This is a genomic window from Richelia intracellularis HH01 (assembly GCF_000350105.1).
Classification (GTDB): domain Bacteria; phylum Cyanobacteriota; class Cyanobacteriia; order Cyanobacteriales; family Nostocaceae; genus Richelia; species Richelia intracellularis.
In genome coordinates, this window is the sequence record NZ_CAIY01000003.1 from 1 (window position 1) to 3,648 (window position 3,648).

A 3,648-nucleotide genomic window follows, 5' to 3' on the forward strand; every position below is an offset into this window, starting at 1 on the left:
AAAAAATATTTGATTATAAATCAGCTGATTTCCATGACTAATAAAATGTGAAATGCAGTTTTTCTAACTTACATAAGCTAGCCATCTATTGATCAGCAACTCTATATTGTGAAGATCAATGAAGTATTATATAAGTTATTTAAACTTAGTCAAAATCTATTATCTCAAGGTTAATCCCAAAGAAAAGTTTTGTAAGTAATGACGGATTACTAGTCTTTTTACCTCTATTAAATCTTTTCTAATTTGTAACCATTACAAGTTTTATAACTAAATATAAGTATAGGTTTTCTATCCTTCATGAGTTAAATTTGTTTTGAATATCTTTGATTTATACTTATCTAATCAAGAAACGTATCTGCTAGGATACAATCTTTTAGTAATTAATTGTCTCCATGATGAGGTTCCTCATCATGGAGACAATTACCAGCTTGTAAAAAATATTCTGTTAGCTCAGAATAAAACTTGCGGAATTTTTGTGATAATTCTAAGGATATGCTTCTCCCCATAATATTAATAAAGGACACGTTAACTATTTAAGTAATACATCATTCTTTTCTCCTTGGGGAGCATTCAAAACAGAATAGAATATATCAAATGCACCTTTATCTTCTGAAGGTCGATGAATAGCTTCCACCAGTTGCGTAGTAATTGTACTGTGGTCAAGATATACCCTTTTCAAGGTTCTACGAATTACCCAAGATTGTCGAACATATTGAAACAAGAGAAATTGGGGTAATCTCTGACGAAAAGTCCAACGCAAAATACTAAGAGCATAATTGAACAATCGACTTACAATTAGATCATATTCTTTGATAGATTTTATATATGAGACCTTTTGATGACTACTAAAAGGATCTGTACTATTCAGCAATACCAAGCCTGCAAGAACTTCGGGATAATAAGCTGCAACGCATAAACAAACCTAACCATCGAGGGAATTACCCACCAGTATAGTTTTCTAACCAATTTTTTCCGAAATAAAGTCTCATATTCGATCAGACCACAGGTCAAAATTATAATGCAATTTAGGTTTTGCTGATCACCCAAATCCCAATAGATCGACTGCCCAAACTTCAAATCTATCACATAATCTACTAATATTTTTATGCCAGTAGTCTGTAGATTCACCGAAGCCATGTACTAATAGTAAGGGTGGATACTGTTGTTTTCTTCATGACTTTACGTAATAGACATTATTACTTTCCCATTGCCAATATCTACTAGTTACATAATTTATTGTATAGATTATTTTTCTCGACATATTACTAATAATTCTGAAAAAGATTTAATAAATTTACTTTTTAAGTAAAAATCGTGGGCTAGGTTACCTATTTTCCAGGAATAATTATTTTATAATATGTTTTAATTTATACTATTAACTAATATTTTATTTCGACCAAGTTTAGTCAATTCCTAGATTTTTAGTATAAAAGTAGTCGTGAAATTTGTCTTAGATAATAGGGTAGTATTTTCAGAATGTGAATTAAACATCATCAGAAAAGTAATTGAGTTTTTAACAGGATTAAACAAGTAATAATTTATAGGTCTATTTTTGTATTTATCCCACTTTACTTTTAATTAAAAATTTATTCACAAGTTGTTAGTAGTAATTCAAATCAGATTTGGATTAATTACAATAAGTAAGGGAAATATCATAACAAGAGATCCACAATATTAAAGAGTACCAACAACTGCACTTTACCATATATCACCAAAAATTGATTTGGAAATTCTGAATATCCAAAAATAGTATGATGAAATCTGACTTTAATTTTCAAAAATAATCTCAAATATTTTGATTTAATCTGGAGATATAGTGATTAATACTGAGAACTAAGTTAATCCGCTAGTATCTAGCATAAAATAAATAGAAGTGTCTGATGATTGTTTAATATTTAATTATTTTAGGTCCTATGATTTATCATTATAATTACTTCTATCTTAAGCTATCAATAAATACTATGATTCATATAACATGAGAGCGTAGATTATGTATTTTTTTGATGAGTGTAGGTCTTAAAAATATAGTCGGATTATATGAAAATGTTGATTTAATATTTTATGGATAAAGTCACATTTTAGAATTAAGTAATTGTTAATCATTAAGTTTCTTTACTGTTGACCTAGTACTATTTTCTCTATTCACAGAAATGGTAAGATATGTCAGTTTCCGATGTTGGCTTTCCTATTAATGAATAAAATATTGGATGAAGAACTTTCTCTACAAGTCAGCGTGAGTATTAAAAGCAAGGTAGAAAAGCCCTTTGATAATGCTTATAAAGCAGCATTATGTACTAAAGAGGCTATTTATGTCCAAGGCTTTGTAGTTATATGCCAAAAACCATATCACCCTATAGAGTCTGCTTGGTTGGAGTTAACAGTAGCTTCATCTATGGGAGAAACCTCTATTCATATTATTGATCCCAACTTCAAATATTTGACCAAAAAACAAAAAATATTTGGTACTTCCCCGCACAAAGTCTTAATATGAAAAAAATGAAGTCGATAATTGAAGAGTCTAAAGAGGACTATCCAGAAGATAACCCCCTGCCAATCTATGGTAAATCACCCTACGAGTATTATGGTGATGTAATGTTAGGTGGTAAAGAATATTTGGTTGCCTATGAGAAAGCCATAGCTAAATGTCAAGAATTAAGCCAGTTAGATGCTAATCATAATGGTAGGCAATAAGACATATTTACATTAATTTACCCAAATTTATTCAATCCTTAGTTCCAGATATTTAATGCTAAAAATAAAATCTCATTTTTATGGCGAATAGCTGAGTATATTTAAATCAAAATTAATAACTATTCTATCATCTTAGAATAGTCTATAAATTAGTTGCAATAATTCATTATTCAACTGTACCTAGATAAATCTAGTAGGTTTTTTCAGCTAATTTTAATTTTCAATATAAAATAAAAATATATTGAAAATTAAGCTAATATGTAGAGTATCTTTGAAGTCTTTACTCTATTTGATACCTTGTTTATTGCTGCTAAACTTATAACGAGTGAAGTCCGTTAATTATTTTCTAGTATTATTGGCATACTGCATTATTAATAACTAGGAGAAAAAGCAGAATATTTAGGAAAATTAGAATTAGGTTTGGTCGGTTAAGTGAATTTGAGTTAGATATTAAGATTACAAATATAGTAGTACTTGTAACACATAAAATTTATTGGTAAACCAATCAAAATCAAGATAGTAAATTTCGTATTTTGCTGCATAAAATACGAGGATTATCATGATAATGATGGGAAATAATATCTATCAAAATATATTGAAAGCCAGAATATAAGTTTTTTACTAATTCTTTTAAAGATATCTTTATATAGGGATATTATTCGTTATAAATCAACGAAAATATAAAATATCTGCTAGGAATATAGATAATTTAAACTATTGTACTAAGCCTATCCAGCAAGATATTCATAAATGTCATAGATTCTGTTCTATTTATTAAATGATAAGTCAAAGAGTTGTTATAGGTGTTCCCAATTTAGGTTCTATCTTATTTAATTTTGCTGATAATTATTCTCTTTATGTTTAAACTGCTTAGCTTAAACATAAAGAGAATAATTAAAAATTTTTTAGTTTGATGTGTTAGAAGAATATACTCTCTTTAAAGAATCTCAAAATATT

Annotated in this window: 3 pseudogenes; 1 reads left to right on the plus strand and 2 read right to left on the minus strand. The window is 28.1% G+C overall.

The features are described 5' to 3' along the window. Positions 1-380: 380 nt before the first annotated feature. A pseudogene (locus tag RINTHH_RS11625) lies at positions 381-754 on the minus strand (alpha/beta fold hydrolase); the annotation flags it as partial. Positions 755-834: 80 nt separating this feature from the next. Next, positions 835-1,261: pseudogene (locus RINTHH_RS11630) on the minus strand (alpha/beta fold hydrolase); the annotation flags it as partial. A 930-nt stretch (positions 1,262-2,191) separates the two neighbouring features. On the opposite strand from RINTHH_RS11630, the pseudogene RINTHH_RS00170 reads away from it, so the two are divergent. After that, positions 2,192-2,691, plus strand: a pseudogene (locus RINTHH_RS00170) (hypothetical protein). Positions 2,692-3,648: the final 957 nt, after the last annotated feature.